Genomic DNA, 18,127 nt, shown 5'->3' with positions numbered 1-18,127 from the left:
CCATGGTGCCTTGGCGGCTGCTGATCGGTGGCACTGCGTCCGTAGTTGTGCACCGAAGCGTTATGAGCGGGTGCGGCAGAACTCATCTCCTGCGCTCTCCCCTCGCGCTCGTCCGACTCGTCCCCGTGGAAGTCCACATCTCAAGGATGCGGCATAGCGCGGGAAACGGGTGTGTACGGGCGTACGTTGTCTCACCCTTCGCCCGGAAAGCACCGTACGCGGCACCGCGAACACACCCTCGCCCGCCGTCGGAGAACGCCGGCGGGCGAGGGGTCAAGGCCGTACGTACGTCAGCGGACCAGGCCCCAGCGGAAGCCGAGCGCCACCGCGTGCGCGCGGTCGGAGGCACCCAGCTTCTTGAAGAGCCGCCGGGCGTGCGTCTTGACCGTGTCCTCCGAAAGGAACAGCTCACGGCCGATCTCGGCGTTGGAACGGCCGTGGCTCATGCCTTCGAGCACCTGGATCTCGCGCGCCGTGAGCGTCGGCGCGGCGCCCATCTCGGCGGACCGGAGCCGGCGCGGGGCGAGCCGCCAGGTCGGGTCGGCGAGCGCCTGTGTGACCGTCGCGCGCAACTCGGCGCGCGAGGCGTCCTTGTGCAGATAGCCGCGGGCCCCGGCGGCGACCGCGAGCGCGACCCCGTCCAGATCCTCCGCGACCGTGAGCATGATGATCCGGGCGCCCGGATCGGCCGAGAGCAGCCGGCGGACGGTCTCGACCCCGCCGAGACCGGGCATCCGTACGTCCATCAGAATGAGATCCGACCGATCGGCACCCCAGCGGCGGAGGACTTCCTCGCCGTTGGCCGCGGTCGTCACGCGCTCGACACCGGGCACGGTCGCGACCGCGCGGCGGAGCGCCTCTCGGGCAAGCGGGGAGTCGTCGCAGACGAGGACGGATGTCATGACCGTCCTCCGCAGCTAGTGCGCGTCACCTTGAGCCTCCAGGCTGGGTACATGTCGTCACCTGTGCGATTGACGCTCTCGGACATGTGCCCGATCGCTCATTCTCTCAACCGCCTCGCACACTCAACGACGGTCACTCGAAAGAGTTACGGGTCTGACGACCCGGTTCGGCACTCCCCGTGAGGAGACGCACACGGAGGAGAGCGACGGAAGTCTTTCGGTACCCAATCGGAGCCATGCCCCATTTAGCGGCTTTTCTTCCCTTTTGCTGGTGTCTGTAGCTAGATTCGCAATGAGTCATATTTACATCTACTTACATAGTAGATGTACGGTCGGGAGCACCGGAGCGGGCACGCGCCGGGCTCGTACCCGGCGTCCAAGCGGCGCGTATCCGCCTCAGCACGGTTTCAAGGGGACATGAGCAATGGCAGATTTCTCCCGCCTTCCCGGACCGAACGCAGATCTGTGGGACTGGCAGCTGCTCGCCGCCTGCCGCGGTGTGGACAGTTCGCTCTTCTTCCACCCGGAGGGGGAACGGGGCGCGGCACGAAGCGCGCGTGAGAACTCGGCGAAAGAGGTGTGCATGCGGTGCCCGGTCCGCGCGGAGTGCGCGGCCCACGCGCTGGCGGTACGGGAGCCGTACGGAGTGTGGGGCGGGCTGACGGAGGACGAGCGGGAAGAGCTGATGGGACGGGCCCGCACCCGGCTGATCACGGCACACTCCGCCCCGTCGGGCTCCGGGCCGGGGCAGGCCGGAGGGGCCGGGCCGGGAAGCCATCAGCAGGGTGATTGAACGCAGCCTCCACCCAAAGGAAGAAACGTTCCTGCACGCCTCTCGTACCCGTGCGGGGCAGTGCTACGAGGCGCGCGCCTCAAGAAGGCTCACGGCGCACCGTGCGCGTCAGTGTGCCGCCGCGCGCGTGAGCTGTTCGAGCGTGGCCGCGACCGCCGGGACCCGTGCCAGGTCCGGCAGCGTGAGCGCGACGACCTCCCGTTCCACGGGCGGCTCGACCGTCGGCGCCCGCACCCCGTCCGTACGGACCGACCGCATCGCCGGCCCCGGCGGCATCGCCGCCCCGAGCCCCGCGGCGACCAGCCCGATCACGGCCGGATAGTCGTCGGTCGCGAAGTCGATCCTGGGCGTGAACCCCGCCGCCCCGCACGCGTCGACGAGTTGGCTACGACAGCGCGGGCACCCCGCGATCCACGCTTCCCCCGCGAGTTCGCCGAGCGCGGCCCGGCCGGCCTCCGCGAGCCGTGCCCCCTACCCGGCCCGCGCGCAGCCCGGCGATGGCGGCCGTCTCCTCCTCCGCGGCGGTGAGCCCGGCACTGATACCGCCCCATGATGAGTGGATCACTTGAGCCGGGGTGACTAGCGTGGCGCCATGAAGCTTCTGACCGTGAATGTGGGACGGCCGAAGTCCGTGGAGTACACGGATGCGCCCGGCGGTTTCACGGGTATCGACAAGCGCCCGGCGGAGGGGCCCGTCCGGGTGGCCGACCCGGGCCCCAAGGGCGAGGGGGCGAGCGGGCTCTCCGGTGACGCGGTCTGCGACCTGCGCCATCACGGCGGCAGCGACCAGGCGGTGTACGCGTTCGCGCGGGAGGATCTCGACCACTGGGAGCGGGAGTTGGGGCGGACGCTCCCCAACGGCAGTTTCGGTGAGAATCTCACGACGTCGGGCCTCGACATGACGGAGGCGCTGATCGGGGAGCGCTGGCGGATCGGTTCCGAGGTGGTGCTGGAGGCGACGAGCGGGCGGATCCCGTGCCGTACGTTCCAGGCGTGGCTGGGCGAGGCGGGCTGGGTCAGGCGCTTCACGCGGCAGGCGGTGACGGGCGCGTATCTGCGGGTCATCACTCCGGGGGAGATCCGCGCGGGTGACCCGATCGAGGTGGTCCACCGGCCGGACCACGAGGTGACGGTGGCCCTGGCGTTCCGGGCGAGTACGACGGAGCGGGAGCTGCTGCCGCGCGTCCTCGCCGCCGGGGAGGCGCTGCACGGGGAGGAGTTGCGGGCCGCGCGGGCGTATGTGGCGAAGCACGGCGGTCTCGTGTAGGCCCTGCCGTCCGGCTCGGGCGGGCCCGGCATGACCCGGACGAGAGGCCCCATGCCCCGCCGGGGCCCGGGCCGCCCTGGCACAGGCATTACCGTGCGCGTATGACGACTGCTCTGATTACGGGCTCGACGGCGGGCATCGGCGCCGCCTTCGCGCGGCGGCTGGCGGCGGACGGGCACAATCTCGTGCTCGTGGCCCGCGACACCGAGCGCCTGCGGGACCAGGCGACGGAACTGCACGATCTGCACGGCATCGAGGCCGAGGTGCTCACCGCCGACCTGTCCACGGACGCCGGGATCGAGGCGGTGGAGAAGCGGCTCTCGGACCGCATTCACGCGGTGGACCTGCTGGTCAACAACGCGGGCTTCGGCAGCAAGGGCCGTTTCCTCGACGTGTCGATGGAGGACGAGCTGACGATGCTGAAGGTGCACTGCGAGGCGGTGCTGCGGCTGACGTCGGCCGGTGTCTCGGGGATGCGGACGCGCGGGCGGGGCGGGGTCGTCAATGTGGCGTCGGTCGCCGCGTTCCTGCCGCGGGGGACGTACGGCGCCTCGAAGGCGTGGGTCGTGCAGTTCACCCAGGGCGCGGCGCGGGATCTGGCCGGCACGGGGGTGCGGCTGATGGCGCTGTGCCCCGGTTTCACGCGGACCGAGTTCCATGACCGGGCCGGGATGGGCACGGACAACATCCCGGGGTGGATGTGGCTGGACGCGGACAAGCTGGTGGCGGCCGCGCTGGCGGACCTGGCGCGCGGGAAGACCGTGTCCGTACCGGATCCGCGGTACAAGGCGCTGATGGGCGCGGCGAAACTGGCCCCGCGCGGGCTGCTCGGCGGGATCACCTCGAAGGCGGGGCGCAAGTACGGCCCGCAGTGACATGGCACCACGGCGACAGCCGGGCCCGGCGCCCCTCCAGGGGGTACCGGGCCCGGCTGCTTGTCACCTCAGGTCCGTTCTCACCACGGCCCGCGCCCGGGGAATCCCCGCGACGGGCGACCGCCTCCGCGAAAGCGGCGGCGGTCAAGCCGCAGAGGACGTCAGTGGCTGTGGCCGTGGCCGCCGTGGCCCGCGTCGGCCTCGTCCTCGGCCGGCTTCTCGACGACCAGGGTCTCGGTCGTGAGCAGCAGCGCGGCGATGGACGCGGCGTTCTCCAGGGCGGAGCGCGTGACCTTGACCGGGTCGATGACGCCGGCCTTCACCAGGTCGACGTACTCGCCGGTGGAGGCGTTGAAGCCGTGGCCCTTGTCCAGGTCCGCCACCTTCGAGGTGATGACGTAGCCCTCAAGGCCGGCGTTCTCGGCGATCCAGCGCAGCGGCTCGACGACGGCGCGGCGGACGACCGCGACACCGGTGGCCTCGTCGCCCTCCTTGCCGAGGTTGCCCTCCAGCACCTTGGCGGCGTGCACCAGAGCGGAGCCACCACCGGAGACGATGCCCTCCTCGACCGCGGCGCGGGTCGCGGAGATGGCGTCCTCCAGGCGGTGCTTCTTCTCCTTCAGCTCCACCTCGGTGGCGGCGCCGACGCGGATCACGCACACGCCGCCGGCCAGCTTCGCGAGGCGCTCCTGGAGCTTCTCGCGGTCCCAGTCGGAGTCCGTGGACTCGATCTCGGCCTTGATCTGGTTGACGCGGCCGGTGATCTCGTCGGCGGCACCCGCACCGTCGACGATGGTCGTGTCGTCCTTGGTGACGGTGACGCGGCGGGCGGAGCCCAGCACGTCCAGACCGGCCTGGTCGAGCTTGAGGCCGACCTCCTCGGCGATGACGGTCGCACCGGTGAGGGTGGCGATGTCGCCGAGCATGGCCTTGCGGCGGTCACCGAAGCCGGGGGCCTTGACCGCGACGGCGTTGAACGTGCCGCGGATCTTGTTGACGACGAGAGTGGAGAGCGCCTCGCCCTCGACATCCTCGGCGATGATCAGCAGCGGCTTGGAGCTGCCGCCCTGGATGACCTTCTCCAGCAGCGGGAGCAGGTCCTGGATCGAACCGATCTTGCCCTGGTGGATCAGGATGTACGGGTCGTCGAGGACGGCCTCCATACGCTCCTGGTCGGTCACCATGTACGGGGACAGGTAGCCCTTGTCGAAGGCCATGCCCTCGGTGAAGTCCAGCTCCAGACCGAAGGTGTTGGACTCCTCGACGGTGATGACACCGTCCTTGCCGACCTTGTCCATCGCCTCGGCGATGAGCTCGCCGACCTGCTCGTCCTGCGCGGAGAGCGCGGCGACGGCGGCGATGTCGGACTTGTCGTCGATCGGGCGGGCGGTCGCGAGCAGCTCGTCGGAGACGGCCTTGACCGCGGCGTCGATGCCCTTCTTCAGGGAGGCCGGGGAAGCACCCGCGGCGACGTTGCGCAGACCCTCGCGGACCAGCGCCTGCGCCAGCACGGTGGCGGTGGTGGTGCCGTCACCCGCGATGTCGTTGGTCTTGGTCGCCACCTCCTTCACGAGCTGGGCGCCGAGGTTCTCGTACGGGTCGTCGAGCTCGACCTCGCGGGCGATCGTGACGCCGTCGTTGGTGATGGTGGGGGCGCCGAACTTCTTGTCGATGACGACGTTGCGGCCCTTGGGGCCGATCGTCACCTTCACCGTGTCGGCAAGCTTGTTGACGCCGCGCTCGAGGGCGCGACGGGCGTCCTCGTCGAACTTCAGGATCTTCGCCATGGGAGCTTCTCTGTCCTCTCAAATGAGCTGCGCCCCTGTCCACCCGGCATTCGCAGGGGGGCCAGGGGCGCAGCTCAAAAGCAAAAGTAAATCTTCGGTGAGTTACTTCTCGATGATCGCGAGCACGTCGCGAGCCGAGAGGACGAGGTACTCCTCGCCGCTGTACTTCACCTCGGTGCCGCCGTACTTGCTGTACAGAACGACATCGCCGACGGAAACGTCGAGCGGGAGCCGCTCGCCGTTCTCGAAACGGCCCGGGCCCACAGCCAGGACGACGCCCTCCTGGGGCTTCTCCTTGGCGGTGTCCGGGATAACCAGGCCAGAGGCCGTGGTCTGCTCGGCGTCGAGCGGCTGGACCACAATGCGGTCCTCGAGCGGCTTGATGGCAACCTTGGTGCTGGCGGTCGTCACGATCCGACCTCCCCCTTCGGAGATCTCACGGGGTTAACTGTCTGAGGGTGGCGACCAGATGGACCCGTCGTCGCGGGTGCCGGATCCGTCAGTCGCGCTTTGGCACTCTCCAGTGGGGAGTGCCAGGCCTGAGACTATGACCGCGATTAGCACTCGGTCAAGCGGAGTGCCAATACGGACGGTCGCGGCGTGAGCCCCCGAGGGGGAAACGCAAGCGGAGAGGGCATGGTTCCGGACGCGAGTTCGGGCGCGGTCAGCGCGTGTCGGGCGTGTCGGGCGCCCTGCGCGCGCCGGGTGCGTCAGGCGGCGTGTCGGGTGCGCGGGACGGCGTGCCGGGTACGCCACCGGCCGCCCCACGGGCCGGGCGGGCCGGCCCCCGGCACTTCGCGGTCCGCTTCCCCGTCCACCGCTTCCCCGCCCGCCCCGGCGGCGCGGACCGCCCGCAGCTCCGGCGTACGACGACGGCACGCGAGACGGGCTCCGGAACCGCCACGCGCGGAATACCGGGGACACCGGAGATTCCGGGGACACCGGCGATTCCGGGGACACCGGCGACACCGGGGACACCGGCGACACCGGGTCCCCGTGAGACTCCCGCGATCGGCGGGGCCTGCCACGCCCGCGGGCCGACCCGCTGCGCCGCCTTGCGCCCGAGCCGTTCGATGGGGTCCACCGACTGCGCGCAGCCGACGGTGAGGAGGGCACCGGCCGCCAGCACTCCGGCCAGCAGCCGGTGCCCGGGTCTCATACGTAGTCTTCCAGCCTGGCCACGGCGTATCCCTTGTCCGTGATCACCTTCATCGCGTGCCGGATCATGTCGGGCATCGTGCCCTTCCAGTCCTCGCGGCCGCGGAAGTGCGTGAGGACGATGTCGCCGGGGTGCAGGTCCCGGTCCCATTCGCGCCACTCCATGTGGTCGGGGTACGCCTCGGCCGTCCAGAGCGGCACGGCCCGCACCCCGCAGGTCTTGGCGGCGCGCAGCGTGTCGTGGTTGTAGTTGCCGTACGGCGGCCGGAAGAGCGTGGGGCGCTTCCCGTACCGCTTGCCCAGCCTGTCCTGCTGGTCGCAGATCTCCGTGCGCTGCTCCTCGTAGGAGAGCCCGGGCAGGTAGGGGTGGTTGAGCGTGTGGTTCTGGATGGTGACCCCGCGGTCCTGCATCTGCTTGAAGTAGCCGTAGTTGTCGTTGATGACGTAGTCGCTGAGGAAGGCGGTGTACGGGATCTTCAGCTCGGTCATCATCCGCAGCAGCTCGGGGTCCTTCTCCGAACCGTCGTCCATCGTCAGGAAGACGACCCGGTCCTTGACCGGGACGGTGGTGAAGACGGGCGGCAGGTTCTCGCCCTCCGCCTCGTCCTCGATCTCGAAGCCCTTGCGGTTGGTGATCTCCGGCTTGACGGCGGGCGCGGGGGGCGCGGCCAGGGGCGTACTGGCGAGTCCCCACTTCTTCGCCGCGACGGCGCGCGCGGCCTGTGTACGGCGCGTCTGCTCGGCGTACGAGAGCGTCCCCGCGCCGCCCTCCTGCTGCCCGCCGGGCGCGCCGGAGGCCACCTGGCCGTGCTCGCCGTGCTCGCCGTGTTCGCGATGTTCACCGTGTTCGCCCTGTTCGCCGGGCCGGCCCTGCCCGGCGGAGGCGGAGTGCCCCGGGTCACCGGTCCCGGAGGCGCAGCCCGAGCCGATCGCGGCGACGAGCAGCGTCGCCAGGGCGGCCACGCACCGCTTGCCGCGCCGCCGGGACGCCCGGAGGTTCCGGGGCGCCTCCGAGGTGACCCGTACCCCTACCACTTCCTTTTGTTCTTTTTGTCTTACTAGCTGCATGGCGCCGCATCCTGTCAGCGCCCGGCGGCTCCGCCCGGCCGACACCGCCGCCCGGCGCGCACCATCCCCCGCCTGGCCCACAATGGACCGGGTGACCGACCGCGCCCCCGCCTCCCCTTCTCTCGCGCCGCTGCTCTCCGCCGAGGGCCAGGCCCTCCTCGCCGAGCTGCGCGACCACGACCCGGCCGGCGAACTCGCGCTCGCGACCCGGCTGCGCCGCGACCACCCCGCCGAGCTGGTCTCCGCGGCGCTGGCCCAGGCGCGGCTGCGCCAGCGCGCGGTGGCGAAGTTCGGCGCGACGGACGCGTACCGCATGTACTTCACGCCGAACGGCGTCGAACAGGCCACGCGCGGCTCCGTCGCCGCCTACCGGGCGGCCAGGTTCCGCACCCTCGCGGCGACGACGGGCGGGGACGCGCCCCGGGTCACCGACCTCTGCTGCGGCATCGGCGGCGACGCGATCGAACTGGCGCGGGCGGGCTTCGCCGTCTCCGCCGTCGATCTCGACCCGCTGACCTGCGAGATGGCCCGTACGAACGTACGCACCCTGGCCCCCGGCGCCCCGCCCGTGACCGTGACGCGCGCGGACGTCCTGGAGTACGACCTGACCGGCGCCGGCACCCTCTTCATCGACCCGGCGCGGCGCGGCGGCCGGGGCAGGATCTTCGATCCGGAGGCGTACTCGCCGCCGCTTTCCTGGGCGGTGGAGGCGGTACGGCGGGTGGGCGCGGGCGCGATCAAGATCGCGCCGGGCATTCCGCACGAGCTGGTCCCGGACGACTTCGAGGCGGAGTGGATCTCGGACGGCGGCGACGTCAAGGAGGCGGTGCTCTGGCACGCCGGGCAGCGAACACCGCAACCTCCCACCCCCTCCGCACCCGTCGCCCCCGTCACACCTGGCCTCCGCCGCGCCACCCTCCTCTCCCCCCGCACGACCACCGGCTCCCCCACCGCCCCCATCACCCTCGCGGGACGCGGCCTGCCCGACCCGCCCGTCCGCCCGGTCGGCCGCTTCCTGTACGAGCCGGACGGCGCCGTCATCCGGGCCCATCTCGTCGCGGAGGTCGCCGAGGAGCTGAACGGGGGGCTGATCGACGAGACGATCGCGTACGTCACCGCCGACGAGCCGCGCCCCACCCCGTACGCCACTGCCTACGAGATCACCGACGAACTCCCCTTCAACCTCAAGAAGCTGAAGGCCCTGCTGCGCGCCCGCGAGGTGGGCGTCCTGACCGTGAAGAAGCGCGGCTCGGCGGTGGAACCGGAGGAGCTGCGCCGCCGCCTCAAGCTCAAGGGCCCGCACACGGCCACGGTCTTCCTGACCCGCGTGGCAGGCGCCCCGACCATGCTCCTGGGCCACCCGGCCGGCGCCCCCGGGGTCCCGGCGGAATAGCCCCGGCGCCACGGGCAGTTGCCACGCGGCATGACGACCGACGGAACCGCCCTCGACATCGCCGGGTGACGGAGGGGCGACAGCACGCCGGCCGGCCGCGAGCCGATGTAACTCCCGTTACAGCAGAGCCCGTACCACAGACACCGTTGCTACGATGTTTCGCTCATCGAGGGATCACCGGACAGCAGCGAGACGGGGCAGAAATGGCGGACCGGCCTAACCTCGATGTGTCGAGCGACGATCTGACGCGCCTCTCCGGCGATCTCGGTGAGATGCGGCGCCACCTCAACCAGCAGGTACGGCGGATGGACGCGATCGTCGACCGGATCGAGGCCGGCTGGCAGGGCCCGGCCGCCAAGGGCTATCGCGCACTGCACAGGGGCGCGGCCGAGGACGCTGTACGGATACGGGAAATCCTCACCGTCCTGGAACGCGCGACGCTGCTCAGCCGGGACGGCTTCACCGAGCAGGAGCTGGAAGTACTGCGGCAGATGCGGAGCGTCGAGTCCGCGGTCGATGTGGCGCGCGAGGCACAGGACTTGTCGTCGGATCCACCGCCCCAGGCCCCGCCGCCCCGGAGCCGTCTGGACTCCCTCTGAGCCACGGTCGGCCACCCGCTCGCTTCGACACCTGCACTGGGGGAACAGCACATGTCGGACGATGACAGCATCAGGGTCAGTTTCACCACCCTGCACGACCTCGCCGGTGAGCTGGAGGACATTCTCAAGCAGCTCAACGAGCGTCTGGAGACGCTCTACGACCGCACCGAAAAGGTGGTCCTGACCTGGGAAGGGGAAGCGCGCGACGTCTTCGTCGACGAACTCGACAAGTGGGACCACTCGATGCAGGACCTCCAGGCGGCGCAGGCATGGCTCCATGAGGTCGTCACCACGGGCCACACCAATTACGCCGCCGCGCACCGCGCGGTACTCCGCGGCTGGGGCGCCGCCTGATGACCACCCCGCCGCCGGCACAGAGCGGTGGTTTCGACGTCAAGCCATCGGATCTGAACCGCGTATCGGGGATCGTGGCTGCCCAGCAGTCCATGCTGAACAAATCGGCCGGAGATTTTGTTTTCGAGCTCATCAAGTATCCGGACTGCGGCGGATACGGAACGGCGGCAAAGAATCTCTCTGCCGCTTACGTAAAGGTCGGGAATCGCTTCCTCGACGTGTGGGCCAGAAGCATCGTCAGCGTCGGCGGCGTTGCGGTCGGATTCACCACGACGGCCAACAACTACACCACGGCGGAGGCCGCCAGTCATCCCTCAGGGTCGAAGCAACCCACCCTTTACCCGATCCCACAGGTGATCGACAAGGAACCGGTCTACCAACGGATGAGCGATCTCCGGTGGGGCGACATGGATGACTACAGCAGCAACTTGATATCATGGATTCTGGAGGGAATTCCCGACTGGGCCATGGACATCCTGCGCGATCTGATACATCACGTGTACCGGTGGGGAAAGGCAGGCGACATCCTGCCGCTTCCCGACTATCTGGAGATCGACAAGGTGGCACTGGCATGGCTGCGCCCCGGATTCGCGGTTTCTCAGGTCGACAGCACGTTGACAGGAGCGGTGTCCGGAATCACCGATCCGAACAACGGTGAGTGGCAAGCAGCCATGCGGCAGTTCACCAGTTCCCTCTGGGGTACCACCGCATGGGGCAAGTCGACCGCAGGATACGAGTGGAAGCACGACACACCCACGGGCCAGGGCGGCAGCAGCAGCCATCCCGTCATGACCGTCCTGTTCGACACCACACAGCAAGTCAGTAAAATAATGCGCGAGTTCGCCGAAGCGGCGGAGGAGATGCGCAGGAACGTTCACCAAGTATTCCGGGACGCCGCTTTCGAATCGTTGCCGAACATCAAGGACGGACTTGATCTCGACGACTTCAAAAAGCTGGGAAAGAGTCTCCTCAAGATGGGGAAGAACCTGGGCCTCAACATCACCTTGAACATCGACACCGGCGCCATCAACGCGGCCGTGACAAAATACGAGGGCCGCCTGGGCGAGCTGGAGTCAAGGCTTAAAGCACTGCTTCCCGCGCTTGACGAGGCGTACGAGAGTGCTCCGACGTACCAGGCGGAGGTGGCCCGTTCGCAGGGGTTCGGGGCGAGAGCACTCAACGAGTTCAAGCAGCAGCCGAAGTATACGGTCCCAGGCGAGGACAAGGAGAATCACTTCTACCCTGTCGACCTTGCGAACCAGGAAGGTGTGCACGGAAGTCACGTCCTCGACAAGCATGTGGGACAGAGTGACAGTCAGCTGCTGAACCGGCTCAGGGATCAACCCACCATCGCTGCCGCGTCCACCTTCCCCGATCTCGCGATCGCACAGAAGGCGACTCAGGACTCGATGGACGAGATAGGACCAGACCCCAGCAAGCCGGAAAATGCCGGCAAGCCGAACCTGGGAGTCAACAACCCGCAGAAGATCGAGAATTGGCTGTCCAGACCACGCGGGGACAACTCGATACTCACCCTCGACCCGGTGGAGTTCGACTACGCCACCGGACGGACCATACCTGCTGGTTCGTCGTCGGCGAGCGATACACACAGCGTCAAGGTGGTACTGAAATACAAGAACGGGATTGACCCTCCGTACGTCGTCTACACTTCCATGCCGGCCCACCCCTGACACCAGACACCTGATTGAGTGTGATATCCGTGAGCATCGGGAAACTGCCCGAGTGTGCACGCCGGATCTTCGACGAGCACCACACGCTTCTGCTGCTGGCGCGACGGGTGAGCAAGGACTGGTACGAGGACGTACTGTCGGCGCTGCACGGCTCGAACATCAGCGAGCTTCTGGGAATCGACCCCACCACGATGTTCGAGGGGGTCACAGCGGACGATCTACGCCAGAGCCTGTTGCCCGTGTCCCGCCGTGGCGCCGAGGACCTGATGAAGCTCCTCGCGGTCGGATCCTTTTACTCCGGTCCTGATGCGTCACTCCGGAAAGCGGACCCAGCAAGGGACGACTGCGTCCGAGAAATCATCGGGACAGTGGGCGAAGAGGCAGAATTCTTTACGAATCATGGCCACGCCGAGGATGGCGAGGAAGCAGATTTCTTCGCATCCAGCTTCCACTTCAATTCACTGGCAGAGACACTCTATGATGTTTCCCTGATTGCGATCTCATCGGAGCATCTCCTCATTGCCTGGAGATTTGAAGATGCATAGCAAAGGCCAGGGAGCCAGGGAGTACTTCCGCCTGTCCGGGGACCAGCTCCGGACAGCCGCCGACCTCTTCGATGACGATCCTGCGGGCACGTCGCCGGCGCTGAAGAATATTCCCCACGCGATCCCGAAGCAGATCGCCATGGTGATCAACGATGTCCACCCCGCGTGTCCTTGGCATCTGCCGGGGCTGGCCGGCGAATGCCATGAGGCCCTGGTCCTCTTCCGAAACGATGAAGAGACGATGGACCGGTTCTTCTCCAGCGCGCTCAACGGAGGGTCAGGGACCTTGGACTTCGTGGAATTCTTCCCCGCGCTCGCACAGGCGTGCCTCGATCACGTGACACGGTCCCACCCGCCTCTGTGGGAGTGGCAGGGAGCATGAAGCGCGTACACCACCCACAGCACATGACGAGGCCACCGACGATGCGAACCCGATCCGCCGCCTATCCCGACCGCGGGACCGCCCAATGGGCCACCCAGCAGGTCGTCACCCGTAACGAACAGGTCATTCACCGCTGGCTCGCCCAGTCCACCCGGCAGCGCCTCACCATCGAGGCCGCCTGGCCGTCGCGGCCCGAGCCCGTCGGAAGGGTCCTTCTGCAGGCCATGATGCTGGCCGGGCGTGACCCGGTCGATGTACGCGCGGCCCGCGTCGTCCTCAGGCGGGACGCCACCACCCCGCACGGGTTCACCGTCCACGCCACCTTCCCGATCTACCTCTGAGGCCCGTTCCGTGTCCCTGAAGCCGCTCGAACACGACCGCAAGTACGGCGAGCTCGACGAGGTCGTCCGCGCCCATCTCGGCCGGACCGCCGGAGACGAGGAGGCGCTGACCGCGTACCTGCGGCACGTCTGGCGTACCCGCCCCTGGGCTCTCGCCGTCGCCGAGCACCAGCTCCGGGAGTACGCGGCGAACCCGCCCGGTCGGCTCCGGCTGCGCCTCGGTGAGTTCTACCCCGTGCCCGACGTCGGCCTGCCCGACACCGAGATCCAGGACTGGCTCCGGGAACTCGCCGACCGGATCAAGCAGAGCGTCGAGGCCGGCGAGGCTCCGCCGCCGGCCGTACCGCAGACGCACTGGGAGTGGCACGCCCGCTTCCCGGAGCTCGCCCAGTTCCTCGGCGGCTGGTTCTCCCAGGACATGCCGGACGAGTTCCCGGACCATGACGCGGCGCTCCAGGACTATCTCGACACCACGGACCCCGGCCTGGTGGCCCGTCTCGCGGGCGAACTGTACGAGCTGCTGGCTCTGCCGCTCACCGAATCCGACCACGCCCTCGCCGTCGCGGAACTGGGCATGGAGATGGATCCGCCGGCGCCGTACTCCCCCAGCGGCTGGCTCAGCAGCGTCGCCGCGCGGCTCGTCTGACCGCGGCCGGCGACAGCGCGTCAACCGAGGTCCGTCAGTTCGTCCGCGTAGATCTGGGAGAGCGGCTGCGGGCCCACGTACTGCTGGCAGTTGCACTGTCTGAGCTCGTACCGCAGCGGCTTCTTGTTCTCGTCCCACTCCGTCGGGGTCTCGACGTCCTCGTGGCACTTGCCCTGCCGGTCGTGCTTCGCCAGGTGGTGTGAGCAGCCGCAGATCGGCTCCGGAAGCTTCTGGGCCTCTTCCAGAGCCTGACGCTCGGCCTGGCGCTCGCCCTCCGCCAGCTTGAAGCGTTCGATTTTTCGTTCATGCCGGGTCTTGAGGGCGGTCCGGCCCGTGTCGGCCACCCAGCCGAACCCGCCCACGATGAAGAAGACGAAAATCCACCAAAGCCAGTCCATCGGCCGCCCCTTACACCTGAATGGCGTATGCGTTCCCTCTTCAGGATAGGACGGCGCCGGTAGGAACAGCCTCAGCGATGCGCGCCTCCGCCCCGGCGGACCGGGACGGTATTGCGCAACTGCGCTGACCAGCGCCGCTGCGAGAACGACTGGGCGAGGCCGAGAATCCCGGTGAGCAGGACCGTGGCCCCGAGCCCGACCAGGTACGTCGTGCTGCTCACCTTCGCCGTCCGCGACGAGGCCTCGGCCAGGGCGGCTCCGACCAGGCCCACCCCCGCCAGGCAGAGCGCCACCGAGGGCAGCAGCCACAGCACCGACCTCCGGTGCGCCAGGGACTGCGCCTCGCTCACGGGCGCCGGGTCGAGGGCCGCCCACGCCTCCAGGCGCAGCCGTATGACATGGCCCCGGTGCAGCCAGAAGCCGAGGGCGATCGCCGCGGGCACCAGCAGGACCGCCGCGAGGATCAGCGCCACGACCCCGCTCACCGGGTCGAAGCCCACCTCCCCGAAGCTCTGGACGGCCAGCCCGACGCACGCCCAGCCGAGCACCGCGACCGCCCCCGTCAACCACAGCAGCACCAGCCGTACGATCCCCAGGCCGCGTCTGCTCAGCTCCACCAGAGCCGTGGACCGGTCGGCGAGGCGCGCCGCGTCGTCGGGCCAGGAGCACAGCTCCTCGGGCGGCGGGGGCGGCGGCAGGGACCGGCGGTTGATCATGCGGCAGAGGGTAGCGGGGCGTCGGGGAGCGGTCCCGTCCGGGCGGCGCGCACGGTCTCGGCGGGCCGTCTCGGCGCGCACCGTCTCAGCGGGCCGTCTCGGCATGCGTCGTCTCAGCGGGCCGCCCCCGGTGCGACCAGCCGCACCGCCCACCGGTAGTGCCCCACCGCCCGCGCCACGCCGATCAGTCCGGCGATCCACAGGATGGTGCCCGCGCCCATCGCGTACGCCACCTCCGCGTACGTGTCCTCGCCGCGCTCCGCCGTGGCCGGTACGACGAACGCGACGCACAGCCCGGCGGCGCCGGCCACGAACGACGTCAGCAGCCAGCTCAGGCTGCGCCCCGCCATCCGCAGCCCGCCGTCGCTCTCCGGGTCGCTGTCCAGCGCCGCCCACCGCGTCATCAGCCCGCGCACCGCACGCTCCTCGCGGACCGACAGCCCGAGGAAGACCACGGCCGTGACCAGCACGCCCAGCCCGATCGCGAGGAACGGCACGGCGAACATGACGCCGAGTGGATCCGCCCCGTTGCCGAGCGAGACCAGCACCTCGCCGACCAGAAACCACCCGAACTGCACCCCCAGCACCAGCAGCCAGAAGCGCACCAACTCGACCGGCCCGAGGCTGCGACCGCCGAGATACGAGAGCACCCCGGCCCGGTCCGCGAGCAGGGCCGGGCGGTCGGGCCAGGAGCGCAGGTGCTCAGGGGGCGGGGGTGGCGGCAGCGGCGTACGACGTGACATGCACACGAGGCTATCGACCCCCGACGCTCAAGCGTCGAAGCGGACCCCGGCGCGGACCGCGTCCACGAAGGTCTGCCAGGCGGCGGGGGCGAAGACCGCCGTGCCCACGGCGCGGTCCTTGGTGTCACGGACCGCCTGACGTCCGCCGGGCAACCGGCCGCGTTCGACGCAGCCGTTGTTGCTGCCGCTGTATGTGCTCTTGTGCCAGAGCGCGCCGTCGAACTCGCCGGAGACCTCGGAGATCACTGTCCACTGCCCTGGAGGAGATCACGGATGTACTTCTGTGAGGCGGACGGCGAAAGGGCCGCGGCGGTGAACTCGTCCCACACCTGCGCGTATACCTGTACGTCGGTCCGCTGCTCCAACAACGTACCCCCGGTGACATGCTCCAACCATGTGACGTCGATGGAGGGTTCACCGCGCAGCGAGAAGAGCGTGAACGGGGTGTACTGCTCGGCCGGGATCGCCGCGTCGAGGGGCAGGATCTGGATGTTGACGTTGCTCCGCCTGCCCATCTCCAGCAGGTGCTCCAACTGCTCCCGGACCACCTCACCGGACTTGCTGATGCGGTGGAGGACGGACGCCTCGATGATCGTGCGCAGGCGGAAGTCCAGCTGGGAGTCGAGGAGTTCCTGTCGTTTGATCCGGGTCTCCGCCAAGGGGGCGATCCTCTCCGCGGGGTAGCGGGCCTCGAAGATCTCCCGCATGTACGCCCCGGTCTGGAGCAGCCCCGGGATCACCGCGGGGTCGTACTCACGCACCAGCTCCGAGTCCGCCTCCAGGGTCAGATAGTCCCGAAGCTCGTCATGGAGCAGCGGGCCCTCGCTGCTCCACCAGTCCACCTTGTGGATCTCCTTGGCGAGCCGCTTGATGCTCGCCACATACGCCGCGTCCTCGATTCCGTAGAACTCCAGCAGCACCGTCAGATCGAGCGGCCTTATCCCCCGCTTGCCGTTCTCGATCTGCGAGATCTTCGGCTGCCCGCACTGGAGTTTGTCGGCGATGTCCTGGACTTTGTATGCCCGTTCGACACGGAGCCGCTTCAACTCGTTGCCGAGCCGCTTGCTGCGCATCGTGGGCATGTCGCTGTGAGCCATGCCCACATCGTGGCGCGCCGCTTCTCCGCATAGAGATGTCTTCGGGGCGGATTCACTCGTCAGTATGAAGCAGCATCGGAATATCTTGCCCGGCAAATGGTTCGCCCCACACCATCGTGCCGAAACGCGGCACCGCTCCTCGTGGTGACTCGCTGTCGATCGATCACGCGGCCCTCAAGGCGGCACAGGAGGAGCCATGGTGAACGTGGCCGGCATCGAACGGGAACTGAGAATCGACTTCGTCGTGCGGCCGGACGGACTGGGACGTATCCGTCGCGAACTGGTAGAAACGTTGGTGACGTGGGGCTGCGAAGCGGTCTCGGACGTAGCGGTTCCGGTCGTGACGGAGCTGCTGACCAACGTTCACAAACACGCCGGTGGCCGATGCGGCCTCCTCGTCACACCGACCGAGGCCCATCTGTCCGTCACCGTCAGTGATTTCACTACGGCCGTTCCAGCGAAGCTAGCCCGTTCCTCCACGGCGGAGGACGGCAGAGGGCTGATCCTGATCGAGGAGCTGACCGAGCACTGGGAGACCGTACTCACCGCGTCCGGAAAGGACATCAGGTGCGCGATTCCGTTGCCGGTCGCCGAAAAGCCGGGGTCCGTATTCGGAACCGGGACGGGGGTCGAATTCCGGTCCGGGTCCGGGCCCAGGTCTGAGAGCGCAAGGAGTTGAGCTGACCGTGGCTGTCGAAGAGAGCGCCATCATCAAGGAGTTGAACCACTACCTGCTTGGCCACCCTGACGAGACGTCGGCGACGATGCCCCTGTTCGACGCGTTGCTCGACCACTCCCGTCAGGGCCTGTGCCTGCACCACGGCAGTTGCCCGGTGGTCAGGGCGGGGGCCATCCTGATGGACGAGCAGGGGCGGGCGCTCGCCCTGCGGTACGGGGACGCCTGGGGGTTCGCCGAGGGCGCGCCCGACCCCTCGGACCAGTCGCTCAGCCGGACCGCGACGCGCGTGCTGGAGGAGTTCGCGGGCGTCCAGAACGTCTGGACGGCGCCCGGCGAGGAGGGCCCGATCCTGGTCGACACCTCGCCCGCCGCCCCCGAGGACGGGCGCCGCATCCGGTACGGCTTCCGCTATCTCTTCCGGGCGCACTCGCGCGTCCTCGTCCCCGCGATGGCCGCGCTGGGCCGGGCGCGCTGGACCTCGGTGGACGAGATCGGGCCGCCGCTGCTCCGCAGGCGGCTGCAGGACCGGCTGGCGGTGTCGCGGTGAGCCCGAGCGCGCAGCAGGTCGCGTACGTGCTTGCCGTTCTGGCGCTGGGCGGTTCGCTGGCGCTGGCCATCTGGCGGAGCTGACCGACGGGCCGACCGGACTGATCGAAGCCGACCGGTCCGACCGGCCGACAGACGCTGTCGGTC

At 69.0% G+C, this 18,127-nt stretch carries 23 protein-coding genes and 1 pseudogene; 13 read left to right on the top strand and 11 right to left on the bottom strand.

Going from position 1 to position 18,127, the window contains the following annotated elements; genetic code table 11:
* Nucleotides 1-290: 290 nt before the first annotated feature.
* A complete protein-coding gene (locus tag ACFXKG_RS11475; RefSeq protein WP_003948568.1) occupies nucleotides 291-902 on the bottom strand; it encodes a response regulator transcription factor in 612 nt (203 codons plus the stop codon).
* A gap of 424 nt (nucleotides 903-1,326) precedes the next feature.
* Between ACFXKG_RS11475 and ACFXKG_RS11470 the strand changes: the two genes are divergently transcribed.
* The gene (locus ACFXKG_RS11470) at nucleotides 1,327-1,695 is read left to right on the top strand and encodes a WhiB family transcriptional regulator (protein ID WP_384835799.1); all 369 of its coding nucleotides are present in this window, start codon (nucleotides 1,327-1,329) and stop codon (nucleotides 1,693-1,695) included.
* Between the two features lie 108 nt (nucleotides 1,696-1,803).
* Here the strand turns inward: ACFXKG_RS11470 and ACFXKG_RS11465 are convergent.
* Nucleotides 1,804-2,166: pseudogene (locus ACFXKG_RS11465) on the bottom strand (LysR substrate-binding domain-containing protein); the annotation flags it as partial.
* Nucleotides 2,167-2,287: 121 nt separating this feature from the next.
* Between ACFXKG_RS11465 and ACFXKG_RS11460 the strand changes: the two are divergent.
* Nucleotides 2,288-2,962 (top strand): MOSC domain-containing protein, encoded by a 675-nt coding sequence (locus ACFXKG_RS11460; protein WP_384835796.1) that lies wholly within the window; start codon nucleotides 2,288-2,290, stop codon nucleotides 2,960-2,962.
* A 101-nt stretch (nucleotides 2,963-3,063) separates the two neighbouring features.
* Nucleotides 3,064-3,837 carry an SDR family oxidoreductase gene (locus ACFXKG_RS11455; protein ID WP_365807149.1) on the top strand — a complete coding sequence of 258 codons (774 nt, stop codon included), beginning with the start codon at nucleotides 3,064-3,066 and terminating at the stop codon, nucleotides 3,835-3,837.
* Nucleotides 3,838-3,998: 161 nt separating this feature from the next.
* Here the strand turns inward: ACFXKG_RS11455 and groL are convergent, their stop codons facing one another.
* The 4 genes from groL to ACFXKG_RS11435 form a co-directional block, all read right to left on the bottom strand.
* Nucleotides 3,999-5,624, bottom strand: a complete 1,626-nt coding sequence (groL, locus tag ACFXKG_RS11450; RefSeq protein WP_384835793.1) for a chaperonin GroEL — start codon at nucleotides 5,622-5,624, stop codon at nucleotides 3,999-4,001.
* A 102-nt stretch (nucleotides 5,625-5,726) separates the two neighbouring features.
* Nucleotides 5,727-6,035: a co-chaperone GroES gene (groES, locus tag ACFXKG_RS11445; RefSeq protein WP_023539274.1), complete on the bottom strand. Its 309-nt coding sequence runs from the start codon at nucleotides 6,033-6,035 to the stop codon at nucleotides 5,727-5,729.
* A gap of 253 nt (nucleotides 6,036-6,288) precedes the next feature.
* Complete coding sequence (locus tag ACFXKG_RS11440; RefSeq protein WP_384835790.1) at nucleotides 6,289-6,783, bottom strand: hypothetical protein; 495 nt, start codon at nucleotides 6,781-6,783, stop codon at nucleotides 6,289-6,291.
* Nucleotides 6,780-7,850 carry a polysaccharide deacetylase family protein gene (locus tag ACFXKG_RS11435; protein ID WP_384835787.1) on the bottom strand — a complete coding sequence of 357 codons (1,071 nt, stop codon included), beginning with the start codon at nucleotides 7,848-7,850 and terminating at the stop codon, nucleotides 6,780-6,782. The genes ACFXKG_RS11440 and ACFXKG_RS11435 overlap by 4 nt, the downstream gene beginning before the upstream one ends.
* Nucleotides 7,851-7,932: 82 nt before the next feature.
* Here ACFXKG_RS11435 and ACFXKG_RS11430 point away from each other — a divergent pair, with 82 nt between their 5' ends.
* The 8 genes from ACFXKG_RS11430 to ACFXKG_RS11395 all read left to right on the top strand — a co-directional run bounded on the left by ACFXKG_RS11430 (nucleotide 7,933) and on the right by ACFXKG_RS11395 (nucleotide 13,801).
* Nucleotides 7,933-9,243 (top strand): SAM-dependent methyltransferase, encoded by a 1,311-nt coding sequence (locus tag ACFXKG_RS11430; protein ID WP_384835949.1) that lies wholly within the window; start codon nucleotides 7,933-7,935, stop codon nucleotides 9,241-9,243.
* Between the two features lie 203 nt (nucleotides 9,244-9,446).
* Complete coding sequence (locus tag ACFXKG_RS11425; RefSeq protein ID WP_384835784.1) at nucleotides 9,447-9,842, top strand: WXG100 family type VII secretion target; 396 nt, start codon at nucleotides 9,447-9,449, stop codon at nucleotides 9,840-9,842.
* A gap of 51 nt (nucleotides 9,843-9,893) precedes the next feature.
* Nucleotides 9,894-10,196: a WXG100 family type VII secretion target gene (locus ACFXKG_RS11420; protein WP_384835781.1), complete on the top strand. Its 303-nt coding sequence runs from the start codon at nucleotides 9,894-9,896 to the stop codon at nucleotides 10,194-10,196.
* Complete coding sequence (locus tag ACFXKG_RS11415; protein WP_384835778.1) at nucleotides 10,196-11,887, top strand: RNase A-like domain-containing protein; 1,692 nt, start codon at nucleotides 10,196-10,198, stop codon at nucleotides 11,885-11,887. Before ACFXKG_RS11420 ends, ACFXKG_RS11415 begins: the two co-directional genes overlap by 1 nt.
* A gap of 29 nt (nucleotides 11,888-11,916) precedes the next feature.
* The gene (locus ACFXKG_RS11410; protein ID WP_384835775.1) at nucleotides 11,917-12,432 is read left to right on the top strand and encodes a hypothetical protein; all 516 of its coding nucleotides are present in this window, start codon (nucleotides 11,917-11,919) and stop codon (nucleotides 12,430-12,432) included.
* Nucleotides 12,425-12,814, top strand: coding sequence for a hypothetical protein (locus ACFXKG_RS11405; RefSeq protein WP_384835772.1), 390 nt, complete (start codon nucleotides 12,425-12,427; stop codon nucleotides 12,812-12,814). The genes ACFXKG_RS11410 and ACFXKG_RS11405 overlap by 8 nt, the downstream gene beginning before the upstream one ends.
* A gap of 41 nt (nucleotides 12,815-12,855) precedes the next feature.
* Complete coding sequence (locus ACFXKG_RS11400) at nucleotides 12,856-13,155, top strand: RNase A-like domain-containing protein (protein WP_384835769.1); 300 nt, start codon at nucleotides 12,856-12,858, stop codon at nucleotides 13,153-13,155.
* Between the two features lie 10 nt (nucleotides 13,156-13,165).
* Nucleotides 13,166-13,801 (top strand): contact-dependent growth inhibition system immunity protein, encoded by a 636-nt coding sequence (locus ACFXKG_RS11395; protein ID WP_384835766.1) that lies wholly within the window; start codon nucleotides 13,166-13,168, stop codon nucleotides 13,799-13,801.
* A 20-nt stretch (nucleotides 13,802-13,821) separates the two neighbouring features.
* Here the strand turns inward: ACFXKG_RS11395 and ACFXKG_RS11390 are convergent, their stop codons facing one another.
* From ACFXKG_RS11390 to ACFXKG_RS11370, 5 genes are all read right to left on the bottom strand, one after another.
* Nucleotides 13,822-14,199 (bottom strand): hypothetical protein, encoded by a 378-nt coding sequence (locus ACFXKG_RS11390; RefSeq protein ID WP_384835763.1) that lies wholly within the window; start codon nucleotides 14,197-14,199, stop codon nucleotides 13,822-13,824.
* Nucleotides 14,200-14,270: 71 nt separating this feature from the next.
* Nucleotides 14,271-14,915: a hypothetical protein gene (locus tag ACFXKG_RS11385; protein WP_384835760.1), complete on the bottom strand. Its 645-nt coding sequence runs from the start codon at nucleotides 14,913-14,915 to the stop codon at nucleotides 14,271-14,273.
* 113 nt (nucleotides 14,916-15,028) lie between these two features.
* The gene (locus ACFXKG_RS11380) at nucleotides 15,029-15,658 is read right to left on the bottom strand and encodes a hypothetical protein (RefSeq protein WP_384835757.1); all 630 of its coding nucleotides are present in this window, start codon (nucleotides 15,656-15,658) and stop codon (nucleotides 15,029-15,031) included.
* A gap of 27 nt (nucleotides 15,659-15,685) precedes the next feature.
* Nucleotides 15,686-15,904: a DUF397 domain-containing protein gene (locus ACFXKG_RS11375; RefSeq protein ID WP_384835754.1), complete on the bottom strand. Its 219-nt coding sequence runs from the start codon at nucleotides 15,902-15,904 to the stop codon at nucleotides 15,686-15,688.
* Nucleotides 15,901-16,755, bottom strand: coding sequence for a helix-turn-helix domain-containing protein (locus ACFXKG_RS11370; protein WP_384835751.1), 855 nt, complete (start codon nucleotides 16,753-16,755; stop codon nucleotides 15,901-15,903). Before ACFXKG_RS11370 ends, ACFXKG_RS11375 begins: the two co-directional genes overlap by 4 nt.
* A 196-nt stretch (nucleotides 16,756-16,951) precedes the next feature.
* Between ACFXKG_RS11370 and ACFXKG_RS11365 the strand changes: the two genes are divergently transcribed.
* Both ACFXKG_RS11365 and ACFXKG_RS11360 read left to right on the top strand, forming a co-directional pair.
* The gene (locus ACFXKG_RS11365) at nucleotides 16,952-17,434 is read left to right on the top strand and encodes an ATP-binding protein (RefSeq protein ID WP_384835748.1); all 483 of its coding nucleotides are present in this window, start codon (nucleotides 16,952-16,954) and stop codon (nucleotides 17,432-17,434) included.
* A gap of 7 nt (nucleotides 17,435-17,441) precedes the next feature.
* On the top strand, nucleotides 17,442-17,981 hold the full coding sequence (locus tag ACFXKG_RS11360; RefSeq protein WP_382888699.1) for an NUDIX domain-containing protein: 540 nt from the start codon (nucleotides 17,442-17,444) through the stop codon (nucleotides 17,979-17,981).
* Nucleotides 17,982-18,127 lie beyond the last annotated feature (146 nt).

Source organism: Streptomyces sp. NPDC059255 (assembly GCF_042752355.1).
GTDB lineage: Bacteria > Actinomycetota > Actinomycetes > Streptomycetales > Streptomycetaceae > Streptomyces.
Note: the sequence above shows the minus strand (reverse complement) of the source record. Positions and strands in the feature narration are given on the sequence as shown.

Bases quoted from the DNA above. Each gene is read 5' to 3' on its own strand.
- ACFXKG_RS11475 (WP_003948568.1), bottom strand. From the start codon at position 902: ATGACATCCGTCCTCGTCTGCGACGACTCCCCGCTTGCCCGAGAGGCG.
- ACFXKG_RS11470 (WP_384835799.1), top strand. From the start codon at position 1,327: ATGGCAGATTTCTCCCGCCTTCCCGGACCGAACGCAGATCTGTGGGAC.
- ACFXKG_RS11460 (WP_384835796.1), top strand. From the start codon at position 2,288: ATGAAGCTTCTGACCGTGAATGTGGGACGGCCGAAGTCCGTGGAGTAC.
- ACFXKG_RS11455 (WP_365807149.1), top strand. From the start codon at position 3,064: ATGACGACTGCTCTGATTACGGGCTCGACGGCGGGCATCGGCGCCGCC.
- groL (WP_384835793.1), bottom strand. From the start codon at position 5,624: ATGGCGAAGATCCTGAAGTTCGACGAGGACGCCCGTCGCGCCCTCGAG.
- ACFXKG_RS11440 (WP_384835790.1), bottom strand. From the start codon at position 6,783: ATGAGACCCGGGCACCGGCTGCTGGCCGGAGTGCTGGCGGCCGGTGCC.
- ACFXKG_RS11435 (WP_384835787.1), bottom strand. From the start codon at position 7,850: ATGCAGCTAGTAAGACAAAAAGAACAAAAGGAAGTGGTAGGGGTACGG.
- ACFXKG_RS11430 (WP_384835949.1), top strand. From the start codon at position 7,933: ATGGACCGGGTGACCGACCGCGCCCCCGCCTCCCCTTCTCTCGCGCCG.
- ACFXKG_RS11425 (WP_384835784.1), top strand. From the start codon at position 9,447: ATGGCGGACCGGCCTAACCTCGATGTGTCGAGCGACGATCTGACGCGC.
- ACFXKG_RS11420 (WP_384835781.1), top strand. From the start codon at position 9,894: ATGTCGGACGATGACAGCATCAGGGTCAGTTTCACCACCCTGCACGAC.
- ACFXKG_RS11415 (WP_384835778.1), top strand. From the start codon at position 10,196: ATGACCACCCCGCCGCCGGCACAGAGCGGTGGTTTCGACGTCAAGCCA.
- ACFXKG_RS11405 (WP_384835772.1), top strand. From the start codon at position 12,425: ATGCATAGCAAAGGCCAGGGAGCCAGGGAGTACTTCCGCCTGTCCGGG.
- ACFXKG_RS11400 (WP_384835769.1), top strand. From the start codon at position 12,856: ATGCGAACCCGATCCGCCGCCTATCCCGACCGCGGGACCGCCCAATGG.
- ACFXKG_RS11390 (WP_384835763.1), bottom strand. From the start codon at position 14,199: ATGGACTGGCTTTGGTGGATTTTCGTCTTCTTCATCGTGGGCGGGTTC.
- ACFXKG_RS11385 (WP_384835760.1), bottom strand. From the start codon at position 14,915: ATGATCAACCGCCGGTCCCTGCCGCCGCCCCCGCCGCCCGAGGAGCTG.
- ACFXKG_RS11380 (WP_384835757.1), bottom strand. From the start codon at position 15,658: ATGTCACGTCGTACGCCGCTGCCGCCACCCCCGCCCCCTGAGCACCTG.
- ACFXKG_RS11370 (WP_384835751.1), bottom strand. From the start codon at position 16,755: ATGGCTCACAGCGACATGCCCACGATGCGCAGCAAGCGGCTCGGCAAC.
- ACFXKG_RS11365 (WP_384835748.1), top strand. From the start codon at position 16,952: ATGGTGAACGTGGCCGGCATCGAACGGGAACTGAGAATCGACTTCGTC.